We start from the raw sequence: 22749 nt of genomic DNA, 5'->3' as shown, positions 1-22749 counted from the left end.
CCGTGGGGGGGGGGGGGGCCGGCGGGGGGGGCCCCCCCCCCCCCCCCGGGGGGGGCGGGCCCCCCCCCCCCCCGCGGGCGCCCCCCCCCCCCCCCCCCCCCCCCCGCCCACGTATGGGGTCAGCCTTCGCCCACGTGACGGGTCGGCCTCAGCCGTGCAGCCGCCGCAGCAGCTCCTCCGCCCACCCGTCCTCGTACGCCTCGAACAGCGGGAACCCGCCGTTCTCCGGTGCGTCCGTCCACCGGCAGGTCACCCCGGGGTTGTGCACGGTGTACCCGCCGGGTGCGAACAGATGCGGACTGCCCTGTACGTGGGGTCCCCGGGCGATGTCCCACTGGCCGTACACCTCGGACCGGCCCTCGCCCGCGCGCAGCGCCTTCGCAAGCGCCTCCGCGTCCACGTGCTCGCACGCCTCCGCCAGCTCCAGGATCACCGCGTGCACACCGACCGACCGGCTCCCGGTGTAGAAGGCGTGGCGCAGCGCGGTGTCCAGCTCGTCGGAGGCCCGCAGCCCGCCGACGGCCGGCGACTTGGCGGCCTGTACGGCCTCCAGGGCGGGCAGCATGCTCGACGGGTAGGTCCACTCCGGTGCCGACCAGCGCCGCCAGCCGAGCTCCGGGCGGCGGGCGGCGATCGCGGCGAGCTCCACGTCCACGATGAACTTGGGGGTGGGCTCCCGGTTGAAGAGCTCCAGCGGGAACGCCCGGTGGTCGATCAGGACCGGCAGGTCCAGCCGGGCGGAGGCGGTCCGCAGGGTGTGCAGGGCCAGGGCCGCCCAGGGGCAGCCGATGTCCGACCAGACGGTGAGGACGGGTGAACTGCCCTCCATTCGTTCGGTGTTGACCAGTGCCGGGTCGTCGTTCGTCATCCGGCGGCTCCCTCGGTGCGTCGTAGCAGTTCGGTCAGCAGGTTGCGGGTGATGTGCACCCCGTCGCGGGTCAGCACGGACTCGGCGTGGAACTGGGTGGAGGCGAACCAGGGGCCGCGCAGGCCGTGCACCTCGCCGGTCCGGGTGGAGCGGCTCACCTCGACGGGGCCGATGCCCGGGCAGTCGGTCTTGTCCTCGTCGGCGACCGCGGCGAACGTGTTGTAGAAGCCCACCCGTTCGCGGCGGCCGAAGAGGTCGATCTCCCGCTGGACGCCCTGGTTGGGCTCCGCCCGGCGGATCAGCGGGAGCCCCAGCCGCCGGCTCAGCACCTGGTGGCTGAGGCAGACGGCGAGGAACGGGGTACGGGTGGTGAGGAGCCGGGCCACCGCCGCGTCGAGGTGGGCGATCTTCGGGTCGGTCAGGTCCCGGGGGTCGCCGGGGCCCGGGCCCATGACCGTGAGGTCGTGGTCGGCCGGATCGTAGGGCTCGTCGAACCGACGCACCGTCACCGTCAGCCCCAGGGAGACGAGTTGCTGGGCGATCATCGACGTAAAGGTGTCCTCGGCGTCCACCACCAGCAGCCGCCGCCCGGCGAGGTACGCGTCCGGGGCGTGCCGGTCCCCGGCGTGGGCGAGCCAGAAGTCCGCGAGCGAGGAGTTGCGTTCGGCCAGGGCGGCCCTGACCTCGGGGTTGGCGGAGAGCCGGACCTGCCCGCCGGTCTCCAGCGCCGCGAGCAGCCCGGCGGCCTTTGCGCGGGTCTCGGCCGCCTCGGACATCGGGTCGGAGTGGCGTACGAGGGTGGCGCCGACGCCGATCCGCAGGCGTCCGCCGGAATCGATGTCGGCGGTACGGATCAGGATCGAGGAGTCCAGGGCGTGGCCCCCGTCGCGGTCGCGGCCCAGGAGCGCCACCACCCCGCTGTAGTAGCCGCGGCCCTCGGGCTCGTACTGGTTGATGACGCGGCAGGCGCTCTCCAGCGGGCTGCCGGTGACGGTCGGCGCGAACATCGTCTCGCGCAGGATGTCGCGCGGATCGCGGTCGCTGTGCCCCTCGATGAAGTACTCGGTGTGGGCGAGCCTGGCCATCTCCTTGAGGAACGGTCCGATGACCCGCCCGCCCTCCGGGCAGATCCGGGACATCATCTTCAGCTCCTCGTCGACGACCATGTACAGCTCGTCGATCTCCTTGCGGTCCGCGAGGAACTCCATCATGGCGGGCAGGGTCGGCCCGGAGGCCGCGTACCGGTAGGTGCCGCTGATGGGGTTCATCACGGCGAGACCCGCGGTGAGGCTGACATGGCGCTCGGGGGTGGCGCCGACGAAGGTGCGGTCCCCGGTGTGCACGACGAACGTCCAGTACGCGCCGGACTCCCGCTCCAGCAGCCGCCGGAAGAAGGTCAGCGCGGCCCCCGGCCCGTAGTCGGTGATGTCCGCCGAGTAGGAGCGCTTGATGACGAAGTTGGCGCCCTTGCCGGTGCCGATCTCCTCGGTGACGACGGTGCGCACGGTCTCGGCGTACGTCTCGTCGTCGATGTCGAAGCCGCCGTTGGTGAGCCCGATCGGGGTGTCCGGGATCCGGCGCAGCACCTCGGCCACCGTCCGGGTCTCCTGGCCGGTGACGGTCATCGCCAGGAGCGGTGAGCCGTCCTCGGTGCCGATGAAGCCGCGCTCGGCGATCTGCCGGTACGGGACGAGGACCAGGGCGTCGTGCCGGGCCTCGCCGTGCGGGCCCGACGGGAGCGGGATGTCGGCCAGGGTCTCGTACGCGCGGACGTCCCCGACCAGTACGTCGAGGGTGCCCTCACCGGTGGACTCCGGGCGGTACAGCAGGGCGAAGGGCGGCGGGTCGGGGGCGAGCACCTGCCCGAGCAGACCGGTCATCAGCCCACCGCCTCCTTGGTCGTGAGCACCACGGCACAGCGGTGCGCGGCGTACTCCACGGTCATCATGTGCCGCTCCTGGGAGAAGTCGGCGATGGCGTCGGCGATCAGGAAGGTCTCGATGTCGTGGGTGAAGGACTCGACGGCGGTCATCAGCACGCCGACATGGCCGTAGACACCGCAGATGACGAGCTGGTCCCGGCCGGACCCGCGCATCCGCTCCAGCAGGTCGGTGCGGAAGAAGGCGCTGTAGCGCCACTTGGTCAGCATCCAGTCCCCGGGTGCGGGAGCGAGCTCGTCGGCCACCTCGCGGTCGGCGGGCTCGCTGCGCATCCCGGGGCCCCAGAAGTCCTTGAGCAGACCGCGCTGTTCGGGGGTCATGCTGCCGGGCTGGGCGGTGTACGCCACCGGCATCCCGGCAGCGGCCGCGTGGTCCCGCAGCCGGGCGGCGTTCGCCAGCAGCGGGTCGCGCAGCTCCGGTGCGAACGGCTGGAGGAAGTACCGCTGCATGTCGTGGACGAGCAGGACGGCCCGGTCGGGGTCGATGCTCCACCGGGCGGTGCTGTCGGGAAGGTCGCCGCGTTCCGGGAGCGGGTACGGCGGGATGGGGGCGATACCGGCCATGGGTTGTCCTGGTCCTTTCGGGAGGGTTCTGTCGGAGTCGCCGGACACACCCCGGGGGCGCGCGTCCGGCCGGTCAGGCCCCCAGCGAGGCGCCGCCGTCCACGGTCAGGTCGTGCAGGGTGATCTGGGCGGCCCGGTCGGAGAGCAGGAACGCCACCGCCTCCGCGACATCGGCGGGGCGGCCGATCCGGCGCAGCGGGATGCCGACGCGGTACGCGGCCGGGGAGCCGTCGAGGGTGTGCTGCTCGGCCGCCCGGTCGTGCCACATCGAGCGGAGCATCGGGGTGTCGGTGGAGCCGGGGGCGACGGTGTTGCAGCGGATGCCGTACTCGGCCACCTCCAGTCCGAGCGACTTGATGAGGAGCGTCGCGGCGGCCTTGGAGGCGGCGTAGGCGGCCATCCCCGCCCGGGGGGTGACGGCCGCGTTGGAGGTGACGGTGACGATCGCGCCCCGGGCGCGAGGGATCATCCGGTTCACGACCGCCCTGGAGACGTTCAGGACGCCGGTGATGTTGACGTCGAGCATGGCCCGCCAGTCCTGGTCGGTGATCTCGCTGACCGGCCCGAGCCGCAGCACCCCGGCGGCGTTGACCAGCTGGTCCACCGGCCCGACCCGCTCCTCGACGGCCGCGACCACGGCGTCGACCGCCGCGCTGTCGGACACGTCGACGGGGAAGGCCGTCACCGGCAGGGACTCCGCCCGGAGTTTGGCGACCTCATCGGCCAGCCGGCCGGCGTCGCGGTCGACCGCGGCCACCGCCGTTCCCTGCTCGGCGAGCAGCCGGACCACGGCCGCGCCGATACCGCCGGCGGCCCCGGTGACCAGTGCCGTGTGCTCTTCCACCTGAACTCTCCTTCGTACGAGGGGTGTACGGGTGTGCTTATGGGTGCGCGGATATGTACGTCAGGTGCGCGGACAGGTAAGTCAGTCGCGCCAGGCGGCGATGACGGAGACCGCCTGGGAGGCGGTGAGGCGGGGGTCGCAGAAGCTCGTGTACTTCTCCCCGACCTGGTGGGCCCGGGTCTCGTTGCGCACGCACTCGGTGACGTCCTCGGGGGTGGTCTCCAGGTGGATGCCCCCGGCCGTGCCGTCGGCCGAGCGGACCGCGGTGAGGAAGCCGCGCACCTCCCGCTCGACGTGCTCCAGATAGCGGGTCTTGAGCCCTTCGCCGGTGGTCACGGTGTTGCCGTGCATCGGGTCGCAGAGCCAGCTCACCGGGTGCCCGGCCGCGCGGACGGCCGCGACGAGGGCGGGCAGCCGCTCGGCCACGGCGCCCGCGCCCATCCGGGAGATCAGGGTGAGCCGTCCGGGCTCGCGGTCGGGGTCCAGCCGCTCGCACAGGCCGAGCAGGTCCGTGACGGTCATCGACGGGCCGACCTTGCAGGCCACCGGGTTGGCGATGGAGGCGAACAGCTCCACATGGGCCCCGTCCAGCGCGCGGGTCCGCTCGCCGATCCACGGCAGGTGGGTGGAGGCCAGCCACCGGGCGCCGGACTCGTCCCGACGGAGCATCGGCAGCTCGTAGTCGAGCAGCAGCGCCTCGTGGCTCGTCCAGACCGGCGGGTCGATCGCCCGGCCCGGCTCGCGGGCGGTGCTGTGCCACCCGAGGTGGCCCATCATCTCGCCCGCCGCGTCGTAGCCGGTCAGTAACCTGGACGGGTCGGGGACGCGGCCCTTGGGGGCGGGTTCGGGGCTGTTGACCATATGGCCCCGGTAGACCGGCAGTTCGACCCCGCCGACATACTCCACCGGCTGCGAGCGGGGCTTGGCGAACTGGCCGGCGATCCTGCCGATCCGCACGATGGGCTTGTGCGAGGCCATCTTCATGGCCCCGGCCAGCAGGTCGAGCACGGCGGCCTTCCGGGCGACGTACCCCGCGCTGGACTCCATCGGGTCCTCGGCGCAGTCGCCCGCCTGGACCACCTGCGCCTCGCCGCGGGCCACCCGGGCGAGGATCTGCCGGAGGTCCCGGACGTCCTCGTAACGGACGAGTGCCCGGCGGCCGGACAGGGTTCTGCGCACCTCCTCCAGGCGTTCGGCATCGGGCCAGTCCGGTTGCTGGAGCGCAGGCCTGAGCCGGATCTCGGACACGACGTTGTCCACTGGTGCCTCCACGGTCGCATGGCGCGAGCGGGGAACCGCTCGCTGTCAGGGGTGAGTCGGTGCGGTGCCGGCAAGCCCGTCGCGGGCTTCGTCGATGACGAGGCGGCGTCCGGGGGGGTCCCGCGCCACTCGGTCCACGGACGACCCGAGCCCGCGGGTCAGGAGGGGGCGGCCGTCCCGCCCTGGTCCGGCTGCCGATCCTGGGCCGGATCGGGGCGGCTGCCAACCGGCGGGGGCGCAGTTCGTCAGGTGACGCGGATTCCATCAGGTCTACCCGCGTCCAGCGGCTCCGACCTGACGGACTAGCCGGTCGGGCCTGGGCCGGTGTCCCGGACGGGATGCACCATGAGGCCGCTCCCGCCCCCTGCTCCGCGTCCGTTCCGGCGCACAGGAGTGTCCTGCCGCTCAGGGCCGGACACCCCCCAGGCCCCTGGAGACCTTTCGATGACATCAGGCAACAGCTCCGGCCTTCCCCGGCGCACGTTCGTCGCCACCGCCGCGGCGGCCGCGGCAGCGGCGGCGACCGCCGGTTCGATCCGGCCGGCGGCGGCCGCGTCCGCCTCCCACCGGCCGTCCCGGCCCCGCAGCGGATCGGTGACCGTCCGCACGACCGCCGGCCGTGTCGCGGGCCAACGGCTTGACGACGTCACCGTCTTCCGGGGCGTCCCCTACGCGGCCCCGCCCGTGGGGCCGCTGCGCTTCGCCTCTCCCCGGCCGCCCGAACCGTGGAACGGGGTGCGGGACGCCACGGCCTTCGGTGCCCCCGCGCTGCAGACCGACTACCTGCCGGACAGCAGCGAGGACTGTCTGTACGCCAACGTCTGGACACCGGGCACCAGCGGCCGCCGGCCCGTCGTGGTCTACATCCACGGCGGCGGCTGGTTCCTCGGCGCGGGCAGCGAGCCCGACTACGACGGCGCCAGGCCCGCCGTACGCGGCGACCTGGTCGTCATCAACTTCAACTACCGTCTGGGGCTGCTCGGCTGGGGGCTCCACGAGGAGTTCACCGACCGGCGGACCTCGTCCTTCGCCAACTGGGGCCTCCAGGACCAGGCGGCGCTGCTGCACTGGGTCCAGGCCAACGCCGCGGCCTTCGGCGGGGACCCGGGCAACATCACGCTGGCCGGGACCTCGGCCGGCGGGTCGAGCACCTGGCAGCTGAGCCTGCTGCCGCAGCTGCGCGGCGTGATCAGGCGGGCCGTGCCGATCAGCGCCAAGCACGTCTGGAACCCGGCGAGTTCGACGACCCCGCAGGAGTCGCGCGAGGTCTACGCACTGCTCGCCTCACGGCTCGGCACCACGGTCGCCGGACTGCGTCAGGTGTCGGGCCACGAACTGAAGGCCGCCTGGGAGGAGCTGTACTCCGGCGATCCCTCCGAGCGGCCGGTGACCGGCTGGCGCGAGTACCGGGGGCCGGTGCCCGACGGGCAGTGGATGCGCGGCTACGACCATGAGCTGCCCACCCCGCAGATACCGGTCATGCCGGTGTACGCCCGTACCGAGGGATCGTTCTTCACCGGCGGACCCGGCTACCCCTACCCGGGGCCCCACCCCACGAACGACGCCGAGCTGCGCGAAGCGGTGTTCATGGTGCTGCGCAAGGGCAGTGCCCGGGCCGGCCTACGCGATGCGGACCAGGTCATCGCCTTCTACCGCAAGGCGGCCGTGCGGGGCGGGCTGCCGCAGGACCCGATGTCGCTCTGGACGGAGATATGGGGCGACGGACTCTTCCGCTACCAGATAGTCCGGCTCGCCGAGCGGCACGCCCGCGAGGGCAGGTCGCCGCAGTACCTCATGGAGTTCGCGCACCCGGTGCGCGCGCCCTACTCCGGCACCCCGCACGAGGCGACGTCGAAGTTCCTGTTCGGCTCGCACGCGCTGCCCGTCAACGAGCCCGCCTACGGTGACGGCCCCCTGGAGCGCCAGGTCTCGGACACCCTGATCGACCTGATCGCCTCCTTCGCCCGCGATGGCCGGCCGGTCAGCCCGCACGCCCCGGCGTGGCCGGAGTTCTCCCCCCGTATCCCCAGCACGATGGTGGTCGGCGGCCCCGACGTCGCCCGCGTCTCCACGACCTTCAAGGCGGACCAGCTCCGCTACTGGGACCGGGCGGGCTGGGTGCCCCGCACCTAGGGCCCGCCGTCCGGCTCCCGCACAGCGCTGTTGACACGGCTGAACACAAGGAAAGGAACCGAGACACTATGTGTGGACTCGCAGGCTGGGTCGGCTACGACCGCGATCTGTCCCGACTGGGCGACACCGCGGCGGCCATGACATCGACGATGGCGTGCCGGGGCCCGGACGACGAGGGGGTGTGGACGGCTCCCCATGCGGCGCTCGGCCACTGCCGGCTCTCGGTCATCGACCTGGAGGGCGGCAGGCAGCCGATGCACGTCACCGCGCCCGACGACGGCCTGCCGGTCGTCGTCTACACCGGTGAGGTCTACAACTTTCTTGAGCTGAAAGAGGAGTTGAGCGCTCTCGGCCACTCCTTCCGCACCTCCAGCGACACCGAGGTGGTGCTCCACGCCTATCTGGAGTGGGGCGAGGAGTTCGCGGAGCGGCTCAACGGGATGTACGCGCTGGCGATCTGGGACCCGCGCACCGAGGAACTCCTGCTGGTCCGGGACCGGATGGGCGTCAAGCCGCTCTTCTACTACCCGACCCGCGACGGGGTCCTCTTCGGCTCCGAGGCGAAGGCGATCCTGGCCCACCCGGAGGCCGAGGCGGTCGTGGACCGCGAAGGCCTGGCCGAGATCTTCGCCATCATCAACACCCCCGGGCACGCCGTCTTCAAGGGCATGCACGAAGTGGTCCCCGGCACGACCGTCCGCTTCGGCAAGGACGGCCGCACCACCCGCACCTACTGGGAGCTGACGGCCCAGCCGCACGGCGACGACCTCGACACCACCATCGCCCACGTCCGGGAACTCCTGGACGACATCGTCCGCCGCCAGCTCATCGCGGACGTGCCGGTGGGCACCCTGCTCTCCGGCGGACTGGACTCCAGCGCCCTCACCGCGCTGGCCGCCAAGACCTTCCGGGACCAGGGGCGGTCCGAGCGTGTCAAGGCGTTCTCGATCGACTTCAAGGGCAACGACGAGGCCTTCGCCGGCAACGGGATCTGGCAGGACCCGGACACCCCGTACGCGGTCGAGGTCGCCGAGCACTGCGGCGCCGAGCACATCGTCGTCGAGCTGGAGAACGCCGACGTCCTGGACGAGTCCATCCGCGCCCGGGTGCTGCGCTGCCAGGACCTCCCCATCTCCACCGGCGACATGGAGCACTCGCTGCTGCACCTGTGCACCGCGCTGAAGCGTCAGGTGACCGTCGCCCTGTCCGGTGAGACCGCCGACGAACTGTTCGGCGGCTACAACTGGTTCTTCGACAAGGAGGCCGTCGAGGGCGACACCTTCCCCTGGTACGACGCCTGGCAGCGGCTCGGCGGTCTGGACACCATGAAGGAGATCGGGCTGTGGGACCGGCTGGGCCTTGAGGAGTACGTCAAGACGCGGTATGCCGAGGCGCTGTCGGAGGTCCCCCGGCTGGAGGGCGAGTCCGGCCGCGAGGAGCGGATGCGGGAGCTCACGTACCTCAACATCTCCCGCTGGGAGAACTTCCTGCTCGACCGCAAGGACCGGATCAGCATGGCCGCCAGCCTGGAGGTCCGGGTCCCCTTCACCGACCACCGGCTCGTCGAGTACGTCTTCAACGTTCCGTGGGAGATGAAGAACTTCGACGGACGCGAGAAGAGCCTGCTGCGCGCGGCCGTGGCGGACGTGCTCCCGGAGTCGGTGCTGACCCGCAAGAAGAGCCCGTACCCCTCCACCCAGGACCTGGAGTACGTCCGGGCGCTGCGCGACAAGGTCGCCGCCCTGCTCGACGAGGGTTCGCCGGTGCTGGCCCTGGTGCCGGCCGAATCCGTCCAGCTGCTGCTGGACAAGCCGCTGGAGTCGTACGCCGGGCTCGGCGGGCTGTGGGGGACGCGCGCGGTGATGGAGCGGCTGGTCGAGTTCAACACCTGGGTCACCCTCTACGGGGTCCGGGTCGAGGCGTGACACCGACCCCGGCACCCCTGCGGATGTCCGCGACCCCATGAAGGAGTGATGACCCGATGTACGCCACCGGGCTGCCTGTCGACGTCGACCACTCGCCCGAGTGGGGCGCGGACAGGCTCGATCTGGACGCCTACCTGCGGCGGATCGGATACGAAGGCGCGCTCGACGGATCGCTGAAGACCCTCCAGCAGCTCCACCGCGCCCATATGAGCACCATCTGTTTCGAGAACATCGACATCGCGGTGGGCCGCCCGGTGTCGCTCGACATGGCGGACCTGGAACGGAAACTGGTCCGCTCCGGCCGCGGTGGCTACTGCTACGAGACCAACCTGCTGTTCGCCGCCGTGCTCGACCGCCTCGGCTTCCCGGTGGTCCGGATACTCTCGCGCATCCGGGAGGGGGACACCCGTCGGCGCTTCCGCTCGCACACCTCCCTGCTGGTCAGGGCGGTGGACGAGCCGGAGACGGTGTGGCTGGCCGACCCCGGCTACGGCTACGCCGGGCTCATCGAGCCGATCCCGCTGCGCGAGGGCGCGCGGAGCACCATGGCGGGCTGGAGCTGGCAGCTGGGGGTGGACGACGACCACTGGGTCCTGCGGAACCAGAACCCCGAGGGCGGCTGGACGGACCTCTACGCCTTCCGGCCCGAGCGGCAGTACGAGGTCGACTACCGGGCGGCCCACTACATCAGCTCCACCCGGCCCGGCTCCCCGTTCGTCAACCGGCTGGTGGTGCAGCGGGGTTCGGAGACCGTACGGCACCGGCTCCGCAACGACGTCCTGGTGACCGACCATCCCGACGGCCGCACCGAACGGGCGGTACTGGGCCCCCACGAGGTGGTGGCGGCCCTGCGGGAGAAGTTCGGTCTCACCCTGACCGACGAGGACGTCTCGCTGCTCCTGGGGTTCCTGCACCGGGGGGACACCGGCCCCCTCTCCTGAGGATCTCCGGTTCGTACGGCGAGGGCCCCGGCACATGGTGCCGGGGCCCTCGCCGTGGTGCGGGTGGTACTACAGCAGCGAGACGATCGCCGGTCCGAAGGCCGCGCCCAGCAGATAGCAGAGGTTGAACAGGCCGATCGCCGCGGGCCGTTCCTCGTCGGGCACCGCCTTGGTGGAGTGCACCGCGAAGACGCCCTGCCCGGAGGCGGCCGCGATCGAGGCGAGGGCCTGCGCGAGGAGCAGCAGCACCGCGGCGACGCTCACCGAGGCCAGCACCACCCCGGCGACGCTCAGGGCGACCAGGGTGATGATGACCGGCTGCCGGCCCACCTTCGCCGACAGGGCGACCACCACCCACGACAGCGCACCGCCCAGCAGCAGCGGCCACACCATCGCCACGCCGATCTTGCCGCTCGACCACGAGGTGTGGTCCGAAAGGGCTTCCGGCACCGCGAACATCAGCCCGAAGTTGACCGCCGCGAGCAGGAACGCCAGCACCGAGGAGATCAGGAAGACGGGGCTGCGTACCACCACCGCCGGAACGAATCCCTGCGGCTTGCTCCGCAGATGCCACACGAGCGCGGCGATCGTCACCACGGAGAGGATCCCGGCGACCGGCGGATAGTGCGGGACGAAGACCAGGGCCGTGACCACCGCCGTGAGCAGCACCGCGCCGAGCCCGTCGAAGGCGGCGGTCGAGGTGGGCCTGGTGGAGGCCCGCCCGATGATGACGAGCAGGGCGATCAGGCTGAGCGCCGGCAGGGCCAGGGTCGCCTGCCAGTTGATCGCGTCGTTGACCAGCGAGCCGACCAGCGGCGCGGTCGAGCCGACCACCGCGAGCGAGGCGGTGACGAAGCCCATCGAGCGGGCGGAGTTCGTCAGGCTCATCGCGATGGAGGTCAGACCCGCGGTGCCGAGCGCCTGGAGCGCGCAGCCGATGATGACGGCCGGCAGCAGCGGCACCGTCAGCACCAGGAGTGCGCCGAGCAGCACCAGCGCCCCGCAGGCGCTGAGCGCGGCCCGGGCGCCGCGGTGCCGGAGCAGGCCGGTCATCAGGGGGGTGCCCACCGCGATGCCCCAGCCGAAGGCGGTCACCCCCCAGGTGACGGTTCCGGTGGTGGTGGACAGGTCTCGGGCGATGTCGTCCAGGACCAGCGCGGGTCCGGCGATGCCGAACGAGAGCGGTCCGGCCATCAGCCCCAGCCAGTAGGTGGGGATGCGGGCGGTGCCGGGTGCCGGGGGATCCGCGTTATCGGGGCGCGCGGTGCCCGGACCCGCGAGGGATTCACTCATCGGTCCTCCAGGGGTGAGGGATTGGCCGGGCGCGCTCTGCCTGCGCGGATCCGGTCCGGCACCGCCCGGTGTGCCGGACCGTCACGCGGCCGGGGTCAGGCGGACAGCGTGGGGTAGTCGGTGTAGCCGCGGCTGTCGCCGCCGTAGAAGGTGCTCGCCTCCGGCACGTTGAACGGGCCGCCGGCCTTGATGCGCCGGTCCAGGTCCGGGTTGGCGAGCCAGAGCGAGGCGAGGCTGACCGCGTCGGCCAGGTCGTCCTGGAGCACCTCCAGCGCGGCCTCGGGAGTGACCGAGGCCTCGGCGCCGGTCTTGTGCGGGTTGAGGATCAGCGTGCCCGGCCATTCGGCCCGGACCAGCTCGGTGACCTCGCGGTGGCCGAACTCCATGACGTGCACATAGGCCAGGTTGTACGGGGCCAGCGTGCGGATCAGCGTCCGGTACAGCTCGGCCGGGTCGCTCTCGGTGACGCCCTCGCTGGTCGATCCGGGGGAGATGCGGATCCCGACCCGCTCGGGCCCGATGGCGTCGCTGACGGCCCGCGCGACCTCGTCGGCGAACCGCACCCGGTTCTCCACCGAACCGCCGTAGACATCGGTGCGGTGGTTGGAGCCGTCGGCGAGGAACTGGTGGATCAGGTAGCCGTTGGCCCCGTGCAGCTCCACCCCGTCGAACCCGGCGTCCACCGCGTGCTTGGCGGCCGAGACGAAGTCCTCCACCGTCCGCGCGATGTCCTCCAGGGTCATCTCGCGCGGGACGGGGTGGTCGACCATGCCGTCGGGGGTGTACATCTGCCCGCCGGTGGCGATGGCCGAGGGCGCCACGGGGAGGGCGCCGTCCGGGTAGAGGCTGGGGTGGCCGACCCGGCCGGAGTGCATGAGCTGGACGAAGATCCGGCCGCCCGCGGCGTGCACCGCGTCGGTCACGCCCCGCCAGGCCTCGGCCTGCTCCGTGGAGTGCAGACCGGGGGTGTCGATGTAGCCCTGGCCGATCACGCTCGGCTGGGTGCCCTCGGTGATGATCAGCCCGGCCCCGGCGCGCTGCGCGTAGTACTCGGCGGTGAGCGCGTTCACGGAGCGGTCGGCGGAGCGGCTGCGGGTCATCGGTGCCATCACGAGACGGTTCGGCAGGGTCGTCTTGCCCAGGCGCAGCGGCTTGAACAGCTCGTCCATGGTGTCCTCCAGCGGGTCGTGATCATCGGCGGATGTCCTGATCACAACGGTAGGAGCGGCGCCCTCGCGGCGAATCCGTAATCTCTACTGCCCCGGGTACGTATTCACGGGTAAGTAACATGGAACCGTATACCGATGGCATGCGGGCGGGTCGTCAAACGGGTGGAGGGGGACGTCGGTGCTGTACGGGCGAACCACCGAACAGGAGCGGCTGGAGCAGCTGGTGGCCGGGGCACGGGCCGGCTGCAGTGGTGCTCTTCTGGTACGCGGCGAGGCGGGCATCGGCAAGACGGCACTGCTCGACTGGCTCGCCGCGACGGCCGTGCGGGACGACGGGAGCGACGGCCGGGAGCTGCGCATCCTACGGGTCACCGGTGTCGAGCCGGAAGCGGATCTTGCCTTCGGCGGCCTCGTCCAGCTGCTGTGGCCGGTGCAGGACCGTCTGAACGCCCTGCCCGAGCCGCAGGCCGCCGCGTTACGGGCGGTCCTCGGCACCGGACACGAGGAGCGCGGACCCGACCGCTTCCTCACCGGCCTCGCGGTGCTCACGGTCCTCGCGGACCTCGCCGAGGACGGGCCGCTGCTCTGCCTGGTCGACGACGCCCAGTGGCTGGACCAGGCCACCGCCGAGGCCCTGCTGTTCGCCGCCCGCCGGCTGGCCGCCGAGGGCGTGGCGATCGTGCTGGCCGGCCGCGACGACGGCTTCGTCGCCCCGGGCATCCCCGAACTGCAGCTGTCCCGGCTGAACTTCGAGGACTCCTCGCGTCTGCTGGCCGACCGGGGCAGAGCCCCCGCGCTGCGCTCCCAGATCATCACCGAGTCCGCGGGGAACCCGCTCGCGCTCATCGAATTCGACTCCGCACGGCGTGACCAGCCGCACCAGCATGCCCCCCTGCCGGTCGCCGACCGCGTATTCTCGGCCTTTCGGTCACAGATCGGCAAACTGCCGGAACGCACCCGGCTGATGATGCTCGTCGCGGCGGCCGAGGGGCGGGGCGATCTGCCCCTGCTGCTGAGGGCGTCGGAGCTGCTGGGCGTGGACCTCGGCGACCTGGAGGAGGCCGAGCGGACCGGCCTGATGTACGTCATGGACGGCACGGTCACCTTCCGGCATCCGCTGATCGCCTCGGCGACGTACCAGGGTTCGGTGCTCGCCCGCCGGATCGCCGTGCACCGGGCGCTGGCCGAGGCCGCCGAGGACCCCGACTGCCGGGCCCGGCACCTGCTGGCGGTGGCCACGGGGCCGGACCACGAAGTGGCCCTGGAACTGGCGGCGGCGGCCGGGCGGGCCCGGGGCCGTACCGCGTACGCGGCGGCCTCCGGTCTCTTCCGGCACGCCGCCCGGATCGCCACCGACCACGGGCGGCGCGCCTCCTGGCTGGCCGAAGCCGCCGCACTGGCACTCACCGCGGGCCACGCCGCACAGGCGGACCGACTCGCCCAGGAGGCGCAGGAGTTGGCGGAAGATTCGGCCGTCGGAGCCCGGATCGCCTCGGTGCGCGCGGCGGTCGTCTTCGAGCTGGGCGACCAGAGCGAAGCGGCGCGCGGCCTGCTGGCCCGCGCCGGGGGCACCGCCACCCCGGAGACGGCCGGGCTGCTCCGTACCTCCGCCGCCTACGGCTGGCTGGCCGGGGACGGGAACGCGGTGCGCGCCGCCGCCGGCCGGCTCACGGCGGGCGGCGGTGCCGATCCGCTGGTCGAGGGGCTGGAGCGGCTCTGCGATGACGACGCCGCCCACGGAGTGCCGCTGCTCGCGCGGTTCCTGGAGGGGCGGCTCGACGCACCCGACACCCGCGCCGTCGAAGAGCAGGCCGTCCGGATGCTCGCCCTCACCTGCGGCACGATCCTCGGCGACGACGAGGCGGCCCTGGACCTGGCCGCGGCCGAGGTCCGGTGGTGCCGGTCCCAGGCGCTGATCGGTGACCTCCCCTACGCACTCGATATCCTGTCGCAGAATCAGGTTCTCGCCGGACGCCACCGGGACGCCGAGGCCTCGGTGGCCGAGGCGGAGGAGATCGCCCGGGACACCGGGCTGCGCCGGCGCCTGGTCCGTCTCGGTGCGGTGCGCGCGCGGATCGCGGCCATCGAGGGCGACGCACAGCGGGTGCGCGAACTCGCGGACGCCACCCCGGCGGCGCTGCGCACCGGAGTGGACTGCGCACGCGTCCTCCTCGACCTGGGTCTCGGCGACTTCGACGCGGCCCTCACCCGGCTGGACCCGCCGCCGCCCGGCCCGGACCGGTACACCTGGCTGTCCCTGTCCACCGCCGCGGACCAGGTCGAGGCCGCGGTGCGGCTCGGGCAGCCGGAGCGCGCCGAGGCGGCCATGCGCCACTTCGAGAACTGGGCCCGGGCCGGGGCCCGGCCCCGGACGGCCGCGACCACCGCGCCCTGGGCGCAGGCGGTGGTCCTCAGATGCCGGGCGCTCCTCACCGACCGGCCGGAGCACTACACGCAGGCACTGCAGCTGCACGAGAAGGGCGGCCGGCCCTTCGAGCGCGCCCGCACCGAGCTCCTGTACGGCGAGTGGCTGCGCCGGGCCCGGCGGCGCAACGAGGCCCGTGGCGTGCTGCGTTCGGCGCTGGCCACCTTCGAGCGGCTGAAGGCGGAGCCCTGGACCCGGCGGGCCGGCGCCGAACTGCAGGCCGCGGGCGAGCACCTGGTGACGGCCCGGATGCTCGCGGACAACCTGATCGACCGGCTGACACCGCAGGAGCTCCAGGTGGTGCGGCTCGCCAAGGACGGCAGCAGCAGCCGGGAGATCGCCGCGCAGCTGTTCCTCAGCCCGCGCACGGTCGAGCACCACCTCTACAAGGCGTATCCGAAGCTCGGCGTGGGCTCGCGGCAGGAGCTCGTCCTCCTCGACCTGACCTGACCCGTCGGCGGAAGTTGTTCACCCTCCGGTCTCACTGCCTTCACAGCCGCTGCCCCGGCCCCACGATTCACTCTGCGCACGGTTGCCCGGCAACCGCTTGCCCCCGAAAACGATTAGGCGAAAAGTGCGCTGCCTACCCCTCGGCGCCGTTCTACGGTGCCCGGACCACCTCCCCCTGAAGATCAGGGCATATTACGCTTCCGAGGGGTGCAGGTAGCGGAGTGGCGGCACGGCTGCACGGACCGCGCCGGGGCCGCTGACCAGAGATGATGCCGGGCCGCACAACGGGGGATCAACGTGTTAAGACACGAAGCCGAGGCGAACATCGACGCTGTCGCCATACTGGAGCTATTGGCCTCCGACGCGCCGCCCGACCGATTCGAATCGCTCCTCACCATGGCCCGTTCCGCGGGAATGCCCGGCCCCCAATTGGACCGTTTGGAAAACGCGCGGAAACTTGGCCTGCACATCTATTCCCAGCTCGACCGCAGGCAGCAGCGCGAGGCGAGCCTGTCGGCACTCGTGGACATCGCCCGTGAGCTCTCCGCCCCCTACGACCTCAAGACACTTCTCAAAGTGACCACCCGCCGGGCCCGGATGCTGCTCGGCGCGGACATCTCCTACATCACCATGCTCACCGCGGAGAAGGGCACGGCCCGGGTCGAGGCCAGTGACGGGCACGTGTCGTCGTTCCATGTGGGGATGCAGATCCCGCACGGCGCCGGGAGCAGTGACGTCCTCACCACCTCGGCCCCCTTCTGGAGCGCGGACTATCTCAGCGACGCGCGCTTCCCCCACCACGAGCGGCTGGACGAGATGGCGCGGGCCGAGGAGCTGCGCGGCATCATGGCCGTCCCTCTGAGCCAGGGCAGCGGACCGTTCGGGGTGCTGCACGTCGCCGATCGCGAACCCCGGCACTTCTCCGCCGACGAGGTGTCCCTGATGAGCTCGCTGGGCGACCTCGCGGGTGCCGTCATCGAGAAGGCCTGGCTGATGGACCGCACCGCCGCGGAGATGGAGATGCTCCAGCGGCGCACCGACGAGGCGGAGGCCGGCCACCGGCAGTGGCAGGAGGTCGGTGACATCAACGAGTTCCTGATGTCCCAGGTGCTCTCCGGGTGCGACCTGCAGAGCCTGGTCGAGCAGGCGTCCGACGGCCTCGGCGGGGCGCTGACCGTCTGCGCGGGCGATGGCACGGTGCTGGCCACCACCGCCGGGGCCCAGCCCGACGACGACCTCATGATCTCCCGGGCCATGATGGACGCGCACGCCGCGGGGAAGGCGATCCGGGTCAAGAACGGGGTGTGGGCGGCCCCGGTCCTGATGGGCGACGAGAACCTGGGTGCCCTGCTGCTGCGCACCGAACGCCCGCTGTGGGAGTCCGGCATCCGGCTGCTGGGCCTGGTGGCGCAGGCCACCGCCGTCCTGCTGCTCATGCAGAACAGCCACGGCATCGTGATGGAGAGCCAGGCCCGCGACGGTTTCCTGGACGACCTCGTCAACCGCACCCGCTCCACGCGGGAGCTGGACCGGCGGGCCCGGAAGCTGGGCGTCGCCCTGGAGGAGTCGTACGTCCTCGTGGTCGCCAGCCCGGTCGGCGACGCCCGGCGCAAGGCCATGATCTGGGCCTCCTCCTACGCGCATCGCAAGGACGGGCTGAAGTCGGAGCAGTCGGGCCGGGTGGTCTTCCTGCTGCCCGGCACCGACGCGGCCGAGGTCGCCCGCGAGGTGCACAACGACCTCTCCCCGCTGCTCAGACATCTGGTGACGGTCAGCGCCGCCGGTCCGGTCTCCGGCGCCGCCCCGATCCACCGGAGCTACCTGGAGGCGCTGCGCTGCCTGGAGGTGATGGGCGCTCTGGGTCTCTCCGGCCGGTCGGCCGCCGCGTCCGAGCTGGGGTTCCTCGGGCTGCTCGTCTCCGACGACCACGATGTGGACGGGTTCATCGATTCGGTGATCGGTCCGGTGGTGCGCTACGACCACCAGCGGCTCACTCAGCTCACCGACACGCTGGAGGCCTTCTTCAGCGCCTGCGGATCCCCCACTCACGCGGCGAAGGAGCTTCATGTGCACCCCAACACCGTCGCTCGCCGGCTGGAGCGGGTCAACGAACTGCTGGGCGAGGGATGGCAGCACCCCGATCGCGCCCTGGAAGTGCAACTCGCCCTGAAACTCAGGCGGATGCGGTCTGCCCTGATGGGGCGGGACCTGCACGCGGACGGTTCCCGCCCCGGCACGGACGTGGAGTGAACCGGTGCTCCGGCCTCCGCCTCAGCACAGGGAGCGGGCCTCGTCGCCCGCCCGGCTGAGGGCGACCACGGTGTGCGCGGCCGAGGCGAGGGTGACGTGGCGGTGCCAGCCGGCGAAGGAGCGCCCCGTGTAGTCGCGGATGCCCACCCGCTCGGCGGTCTCCCGGAAGTCGTGGTCCACCCGGTCGACGAGCCGCGTGAGCCGGTGGAGTTCGCCCGGCGGGACGTCCGTCATGTTCGTCAGCCACAGCTCGGCGGGCCACGCCCGCCCCTGCTCGCCCACCCCGAGCAGCACCAGTTCACCGCCGTGCCGGCGCGGCGGCCGCACCGCGCCCGGGATCGCGGTCCGGACCGCCGCGACCAGGCTCCGGCGTAACGGGCGCCCCGGTCCGTGGCCGCGCCAGGCCACCGGCCGGCGCAGATCCCGGGCGGTCGCCATGATCTGGTGCGCGGTCGACGCCCCGGTCCGGCCCCGGAGCAGCGGGTCGGTGACGTCCAGCCGGGTGCCCCCGGGCACCCGTGCCAGCACCCGTACACCCGCCCCGTGGTACGCCCGCACGGTCGCCGCCGCGTCCGTCGCGTCGGCGCCGTGGCCGTCGAGCACCACCGGGCAGTCCGGCAGGCCCCAGGTCCGCATCATGCCCAGGTACGCCTCGTGGACGCAGTCGGCCGGCGACTCCGACGCCACGGCGTCCGGGATGGACGCCTGCGTCCGGCGGGCACCGTCCTCCAGCCAGGCGTCGGAGAGGTGCAGCCGCCAGTTGACCGGGAAGCTGCCGGCCTCGGAGGCGGCCCACACCCCCACCGCGTACTGCGCGTTGAGCACCTGGCCCGTATACGGAAGGAACTGGCGCTCCACCCCCACCGAGTTCTCCCCGGCCTTCGGGATGACCATGGACCGGGCGACCCACGCCTGCGGCGGGGCGACCCGCACCACATGCTCGGCCAGTGCCCGGCGGACCGGCTTCCAGCCCCAGGTGGAGCTGGCGACGAAGTGGTGCAGGCTCTGTTCCGTGGCGCTGCCGCCCAGGACGGCGGCGATGTTCCGTATCGACTTGCGGCCCTCCGCCGCTATCAGCGCCTGGAGGTAGTGCATCCCGCGCCGGCGCTGGTCACTGCGCGGCAGGGAGAGGAACAGGCGTGATCCGAGCTCGCCGAGCACGATGTCTTCCATTCCGGACGCGTCGGGTGGCAGGCTGTACTGCTCGCCCGACATTCGGTTGTCTGTGTATGGAGCAGCGGAACTCATCCCTGTGCCTTCCCTCTCGGCTGCGCATCCGGGGCCTTCGTTCCCTACGGTGCGGGCCGGGCGGGCGGCATGCCTAGGTGCTCCGGACACCGGCTTCCCCGCCGATGTGGTGCCCGGTGCACCGACGCCATAAATCGGGTGGGGCGACTGCGACCTGGGTCACGTGGCCGACGGTGGCTCGGGCACCACGCAACCCGTCCGTAACGCGTGGACATCGGACCGGTACACGGACGGCGAGCCGTATCGCCGCACCACAGAGGGCATGACCGGCCGGGTGTGCCCGGACCCCTTGCACAGAGCGTGAGCTGTTCCTGAGGTCCGCTCACCTTCCGTGCATGCTCCTGTGCAGGGTCCCGTGCATCCCTCCGGAACGCACAGGGCCGGTGGCCGTACGAGGGCCGGCCCTCGTACGGCCACCGGCCGTTGAGCAGCGCGGCCCAGCCGGCCGTGATGTCGGAGCCCGGGGCGAAGAGGTCCACCAGGGGACCGTAGTTGGAGTAGCCGGCCCGCGCGTCGGTCCGGGTCGTGGCGCCGACGGTGAGCGCGGTCGTCACCCGGGCGGGCGAGAAACCGGACGCGGGGGCGTTGGAATTGCCGGCCGCGATGGCGTACGTCACGCCGGACGCGATCGACCGGCGCACCGCGTCGTCCAGGGTGGCCGCCCACACGAGGTTGCCGCCCGCGGGGGTGGACGAACCGGTCTTCAGGCCTATGACCCCGTCCCGGCCCAGCAGCTTGTTGGTGTTGCGGAACGTCACCCCGGTCCCGGGGGCCTCGACCGTGCGGGTGGACACGATCTCCCGGAACACCGGGTCCTTCATCACGGCGCGGGCCGGCCTGAGCTGGTCGGCGGCGGTGCTCCGCGTACTGGTCTCCATGCCGCTCACCCCGGTGTAGGTGGTGCGCTCCATCCCGAGGGCGGCGGCGGTCTCGTTCATCTTCGCCACGAACGCCTTCTCGCTGCCCGCGTCTCGACGGAGGAGTACGACTCGTTCGCCGCCTGCTCGTCGGCGGTGACGGCCGCGCCGGGTGCGCCCGCCCGCATCGGGTGCTCCTTGAGGATCACGTAGGCCGTCATGACCTTGGTGACGCCGGCGATCGGGACCGGCCGCTGCCGGCCCCGGGTGCCGAGGCTGCCGATCCCATCGACCTCCACGCTCGCCTGCCCCTCGGCGGGCCACGGCAGCTGCAGCGACTTCGCCACGGCCGCGACGGTGTCCCCGGATCCGGCGGCGGGGGCAGGGGCTCGGTCCGTGACTGGGGTGTGGGGCATGGGGCACCTCCGGGAGAACGTGTGCGGTTCCCGCACGGACCTCACCTTCGGGGAGCCGCTGTTCCCGGACCGGTGCGGTGCCGTTTCCGCCGCCGCGAGAGTGCGTTGCGGTTCCGTTTCAGGCGGTTCCGGACGGGGCGGGGGCGAGGTCGAGTGTGGCGACCGCACCCCCGTCCGGCGCGTTCGCGAAGGTCAGCCGGGCGCCGAGGACCCCGGCCTGGCCCTGGGCGACGGTCAGCCCGAGGCCGTGGCCGCGGCCGCGCTCGCCGGCGCCCGTACGGAAGCGCTGCGGGCCCTGTTCGAGCAGCGCGGCGGGGAACCCGGGGCCGTGGTCGCGGACGGTGATCCGGGTGCCGGTGACGGTGACCTGGACGGGGCCGGCGCCGTGCCGGTGGGCGTTGGTGACGAGGTTGACCACGATCCGCTCCACCCGGCGCGGGTCGGTCTCCACCACCTCGGCGTCCCCGGCGGCGACCTGTGTCCCGGTCCCCGTGCGCCGCACCACGTCGGTGACCAACTCCCCCAGCGGCACCGCGTCGAGCCGGGCCCGTTCGGCGCCCGCGTCGAGGCGGGAGACCTCCAGCAGGTCCTCGATGAGCGCGTTCAGGGCCCGCACCCGGTCCCGTACCAGACCGGTCGCCTCGTCGGTCTCCGTCAGCAGCCCGGCGGCGGTGACCAGGCCCATCAGCGGGGTGCGCAGCTCGTGGGCGACGTCGGCGGTGAAGCGCTGCTCGTTCTCCAGCTTGCGCTGGAGAGCGGTGGCCATGTCGTCGACGGCGGCCGACATCTCGGTGATCTCGTCGCGGGCCCGCCCGGTGGAGCCGATGCGCGCGTCCAGCTCCCCGTCGGCGATCCGGCGGGCGGTACGGGCTCCGTGGCGCAGCCGCCGGTTGATCGGCTCGGTGGCGAGGGCGGCGAGCGGGACGACGAAGACGAGGGCGGCGAGGACGGACTTCACGATGGAGCGGTCCAGGAGCTGGAGGCTGCGGACCTCGGTGCTCATGTCGTCCCGGACGACGAGGAACTGATCGCCGCCGACGGAGACGGCGCCCCACATCCAGAACCAGTTGGGCGGATCGGCGTCGTACCAGGTGGCGTACCCGCCGCCGGTCTCCGGCTGGTCGGCGAGATCGCGCGCCAGCGGATCGGGCAGCTCCTCCCGGGTCCGTACGTCGACGTCCGGCGGTGCCTTTCCCGTACGGCTCAGCTCCCGCTCGGCCGCGATCAGGCGGGTGATCGTGCGCTCGTGGCCCACGCGGAGTCCACGCTCGCGGGTCGCGTCGTGGACCAGGAAGCCGATGACCGCCGCCACCGCGCAGCAGGCTGCGGCGGCGAGCGCGGCGATCTTCCAGCGCAGGGCGCGGGGGTTGAGGAGACCCATGATGATCCGTCGGCCGGCCGGTCAGTCGCGGACGAGCTTGTAGCCGAAGCCGCGTACGGTCTCGATCCGGCCGCTGCCGATCTTCTTGCGCAGCCGGAGCACGCACAGGTCCACGACCCGGGTGTCGCCCTCCCAGCCGTAGTCCCAGACCTCGCGCAGCAGACGGCGGCGGTCGAGGACCGAACCGGGCGCGGCGGCGAACTCCAGCAGCAGGCGCAGTTCGGTGGGGGTCAGCGGTACGGGCCGCCCGGCGAGCCGGACCTCAATGCCGAGGGTGTCCACGCTCAGATCGCCGAAGACCAGGACGTGGTCGGGGGCCTCGGGCGGGGGGCTCTGCGACGGCTGGAAGGTGGCGCGGCGCAGCAGGGCGCGGATGCGGGCCACCAGGACGGGGGTGTCGACCGGCTTGATCACATAGTCGTCCGCCCCCGCCTCCAGGCCCGCGACCACGTCGAGGGCGTCACCGCGCGCGGACATCATCAGGACGGGCACGAGGCTCTCCTCCCGGATGCGGTGGCAGAGGCCGATACCGTCCAGCTCGGGCAGCATCACGTCCAGGATCAGCAGGTCGTACCCGCCTGCCCGGAACGCCTCCAGGCCGCTGAGGCCGTCGGCGGCCACGTCGACGCGGTAGCCGTAACGCTCCAGGGCCAGTTGGACGGCGCGCCGGATCGTGTCGTCGTCCTCGACGACGAGCACGCTGACGGGGTCGGGGACCCGGGGTTCCGGCACGGTTCCTGCCTGGTCGTGGGGGGGTGGGTTGGCGCTCTGCGCATCGTAGAGCTG

Annotated in this window: 16 protein-coding genes and 1 pseudogene; 5 read left to right on the top strand and 12 right to left on the bottom strand. The window is 72.5% G+C overall.

Features of this window, described 5'->3' with window-relative positions; genetic code table 11:
- Positions 1-148: 148 nt before the first annotated feature.
- The 5 genes from ACK8N7_RS19420 to ACK8N7_RS19400 all read right to left on the bottom strand — a co-directional run bounded on the left by ACK8N7_RS19420 (position 149) and on the right by ACK8N7_RS19400 (position 5475).
- Positions 149-868 carry a DsbA family oxidoreductase gene (locus ACK8N7_RS19420; protein WP_500443417.1) on the bottom strand — a complete coding sequence of 240 codons (720 nt, stop codon included), beginning with the start codon at positions 866-868 and terminating at the stop codon, positions 149-151.
- A complete protein-coding gene (locus ACK8N7_RS19415) occupies positions 865-2748 on the bottom strand; it encodes an anthranilate synthase family protein (protein WP_500443415.1) in 1884 nt (627 codons plus the stop codon). The genes ACK8N7_RS19420 and ACK8N7_RS19415 overlap by 4 nt, the downstream gene beginning before the upstream one ends.
- Positions 2748-3371: an isochorismatase family protein gene (locus tag ACK8N7_RS19410; protein ID WP_403217505.1), complete on the bottom strand. Its 624-nt coding sequence runs from the start codon at positions 3369-3371 to the stop codon at positions 2748-2750. The genes ACK8N7_RS19415 and ACK8N7_RS19410 overlap by 1 nt, the downstream gene beginning before the upstream one ends.
- A 73-nt stretch (positions 3372-3444) precedes the next feature.
- Positions 3445-4215: a 2,3-dihydro-2,3-dihydroxybenzoate dehydrogenase gene (locus tag ACK8N7_RS19405; protein ID WP_403217506.1), complete on the bottom strand. Its 771-nt coding sequence runs from the start codon at positions 4213-4215 to the stop codon at positions 3445-3447.
- An 81-nt stretch (positions 4216-4296) separates the two neighbouring features.
- Positions 4297-5475: a 3-deoxy-7-phosphoheptulonate synthase gene (locus ACK8N7_RS19400; RefSeq protein WP_403217507.1), complete on the bottom strand. Its 1179-nt coding sequence runs from the start codon at positions 5473-5475 to the stop codon at positions 4297-4299.
- Positions 5476-5919: 444 nt separating this feature from the next.
- On the opposite strand from ACK8N7_RS19400, the gene ACK8N7_RS19395 reads away from it, so the two are divergent.
- The 3 genes from ACK8N7_RS19395 (at position 5920) to ACK8N7_RS19385 (ending at position 10474) form a co-directional block, all read left to right on the top strand.
- The gene (locus tag ACK8N7_RS19395) at positions 5920-7608 is read left to right on the top strand and encodes a carboxylesterase/lipase family protein (protein ID WP_403217508.1); all 1689 of its coding nucleotides are present in this window, start codon (positions 5920-5922) and stop codon (positions 7606-7608) included.
- Positions 7609-7676: 68 nt separating this feature from the next.
- Positions 7677-9533, top strand: a complete 1857-nt coding sequence (gene asnB, locus ACK8N7_RS19390; RefSeq protein WP_500443412.1) for an asparagine synthase (glutamine-hydrolyzing) — start codon at positions 7677-7679, stop codon at positions 9531-9533.
- Between the two features lie 56 nt (positions 9534-9589).
- Positions 9590-10474: an arylamine N-acetyltransferase family protein gene (locus ACK8N7_RS19385; RefSeq protein ID WP_403217510.1), complete on the top strand. Its 885-nt coding sequence runs from the start codon at positions 9590-9592 to the stop codon at positions 10472-10474.
- A gap of 69 nt (positions 10475-10543) precedes the next feature.
- Here the strand turns inward: ACK8N7_RS19385 and ACK8N7_RS19380 are convergent, their stop codons facing one another.
- Together ACK8N7_RS19380 and ACK8N7_RS19375 are read right to left on the bottom strand one after the other, a co-directional pair.
- The gene (locus ACK8N7_RS19380) at positions 10544-11767 is read right to left on the bottom strand and encodes an MFS transporter (RefSeq protein ID WP_403217511.1); all 1224 of its coding nucleotides are present in this window, start codon (positions 11765-11767) and stop codon (positions 10544-10546) included.
- A gap of 95 nt (positions 11768-11862) precedes the next feature.
- Positions 11863-12936: an alkene reductase gene (locus ACK8N7_RS19375; RefSeq protein WP_403217579.1), complete on the bottom strand. Its 1074-nt coding sequence runs from the start codon at positions 12934-12936 to the stop codon at positions 11863-11865.
- Between the two features lie 178 nt (positions 12937-13114).
- Between ACK8N7_RS19375 and ACK8N7_RS19370 the strand changes: the two genes are divergently transcribed.
- Both ACK8N7_RS19370 and ACK8N7_RS19365 read left to right on the top strand, forming a co-directional pair.
- Positions 13115-15811 carry a helix-turn-helix transcriptional regulator gene (locus ACK8N7_RS19370; protein WP_403217512.1) on the top strand — a complete coding sequence of 899 codons (2697 nt, stop codon included), beginning with the start codon at positions 13115-13117 and terminating at the stop codon, positions 15809-15811.
- A 297-nt stretch (positions 15812-16108) separates the two neighbouring features.
- Positions 16109-18061 (top strand): helix-turn-helix domain-containing protein, encoded by a 1953-nt coding sequence (locus ACK8N7_RS19365; protein ID WP_500443410.1) that lies wholly within the window; start codon positions 16109-16111, stop codon positions 18059-18061.
- Positions 18062-18082: 21 nt separating this feature from the next.
- Here ACK8N7_RS19365 and ACK8N7_RS19360 read toward each other — a convergent pair whose 3' ends face one another.
- The 5 genes and pseudogenes from ACK8N7_RS19360 to cseB all read right to left on the bottom strand — a co-directional run bounded on the left by ACK8N7_RS19360 (position 18083) and on the right by cseB (position 22695).
- On the bottom strand, positions 18083-19309 hold the full coding sequence (locus ACK8N7_RS19360; RefSeq protein ID WP_500443408.1) for an IS701 family transposase: 1227 nt from the start codon (positions 19307-19309) through the stop codon (positions 18083-18085).
- 434 nt (positions 19310-19743) lie between these two features.
- Positions 19744-20220: pseudogene (locus tag ACK8N7_RS19355) on the bottom strand (S8 family serine peptidase); the annotation flags it as partial.
- 23 nt (positions 20221-20243) lie between these two features.
- Positions 20244-20582: a hypothetical protein gene (locus tag ACK8N7_RS19350; RefSeq protein ID WP_403217515.1), complete on the bottom strand. Its 339-nt coding sequence runs from the start codon at positions 20580-20582 to the stop codon at positions 20244-20246.
- Between the two features lie 118 nt (positions 20583-20700).
- Positions 20701-21963 carry a sensor histidine kinase gene (locus ACK8N7_RS19345; RefSeq protein ID WP_500443406.1) on the bottom strand — a complete coding sequence of 421 codons (1263 nt, stop codon included), beginning with the start codon at positions 21961-21963 and terminating at the stop codon, positions 20701-20703.
- A gap of 21 nt (positions 21964-21984) precedes the next feature.
- The gene (cseB, locus tag ACK8N7_RS19340) at positions 21985-22695 is read right to left on the bottom strand and encodes a two-component system response regulator CseB (RefSeq protein ID WP_403217517.1); all 711 of its coding nucleotides are present in this window, start codon (positions 22693-22695) and stop codon (positions 21985-21987) included.
- Positions 22696-22749: the final 54 nt, after the last annotated feature.

This window comes from Streptomyces griseobrunneus (assembly GCF_046713465.1).
Taxonomy (GTDB): Bacteria; Actinomycetota; Actinomycetes; order Streptomycetales; family Streptomycetaceae; genus Streptomyces; species Streptomyces microflavus.
The sequence above is the reverse complement of the archived record's forward strand: the minus strand, read 5'-3'. Positions and strand labels throughout refer to the sequence as shown.